The organism is Methylobacterium brachiatum (genome assembly GCF_020523825.1).
GTDB classification, from domain to species: Bacteria; Pseudomonadota; Alphaproteobacteria; order Rhizobiales; family Beijerinckiaceae; genus Methylobacterium; species Methylobacterium brachiatum.
Genome location: NZ_JAJALK010000050.1, coordinates 1 through 1236, shown reverse-complemented (window position 1 = coordinate 1236; position 1236 = coordinate 1). Strand labels below are relative to the sequence as shown.

At 67.8% G+C, this 1236-nt stretch carries 1 protein-coding gene; it reads right to left on the bottom strand.

Annotated features, from left to right (window positions below):
- Nucleotides 1-1178, bottom strand: a 1178-nt coding sequence (locus LGR69_RS31710; protein ID WP_230368581.1) for an IS1380 family transposase, incomplete at its 3' end; no start/stop codon positions are given.
- Between the last annotated feature and the right edge of the window lie 58 nt (nt 1179-1236).

Sequence of the window (1236 nt, the reverse complement as noted above, 5' to 3'; positions counted from 1 at the left end):
TGGGGAGCCGGGATGGCGTCGCGCACGGTCAGCATCAGCCAATAGGCGGCGGTGTGCAGCACGAGCCGCATCTGGTTCGCGGCCGGATGCCGGCAGGAGGTGCGGTCGGAAGCGAGCTGGCCCTTGTGGAGCTTGATCAGGTTCTCGGCCTGTCCGCGGGCGCAGTACAGCTCGGCGTAGAGCCATTCGGGCGTGCCGGTCATGATGTTCGTGACCACGTAGCGGATGTCGAGGCCGAGGCGGGTCGCCTCGATGCGGGCGGCGACGCGGCGGTGCTGCCGCCAGGATTTGGCTGCGTGGGTGGTCTCGGCAAAGCCGCGCACGGCATCTGTGTTGCTGAGGGCCCGCTCGACCCGGATGGTATCGGCGATATCCTCGACCTTGGCGGCCAGCGCCTTCGTGCCGGTTAGGCCGAAGACGTAAGCGACGCCGTTGTCTTCGCACCAGTTCATGGCCTCGGGCCGCCCGTAATGGCTGTCGCCCCGGATGGTGATCGCGGTCTTGGGCCAGTGATGGCGGATCGCTCGGACGAGGCGGCGCAGATGGCCTCGGACCTCGCGGCCAGAGGGCGTCTTACCTGGACGCAGGATCATCGCCACCGGGCGTGAGGTGGCAGTGTCGTAGACGTGGATGGGGAGAAAGCAGCGCGCATCGTGGTGGGCGTTGAACAGCGAGAGTTGCTGCTGGCCATGGACCACGTCGCAGGTGTCGTCGATATCCAGCGTGACGGCCTCGGGCGGCGTGGCATAGCTGGCGCAGTACAGGTCGACCAGCACCCGCCCGAGCCGGATCAGGTCGCGCAGGCCGGGGGTGTTCTCCAGCCGCGAGACAGTGGGCTGGCTCATCAGGTCGACGCCGGTCTCGGGCAGCCGCCCACAGGCGAGCTTGAACGCAGGATCGGCGCGCAGGTGGTCGAGGTCGTCGGCGTCCTCGTAACCGCAGGCGATGGCCAGGATGCGCGCCAGAAGGATCTCGGGAAGCGGATGCACGATCCGGCTCGGATCGCGCCGGTCCGGGATCACCGCAGCGAGCTTCTCGGCGATGCCCAACCGTCGGGCGGCCTGGGCCAGCAGCAGGACACCGCCGTCCGAGGACAGGCGTCCGCCATCGAAGGCAGCTGTGAGCTTCTTGCCTCGAACCGATGGAAACGCGAACGGCTGACACGTAGGATCGGACATGGCGGGCGTGGCGGGCTCGATCTGGTCTGAGGACTTGGCGTCAGCACCCAATCCCTAA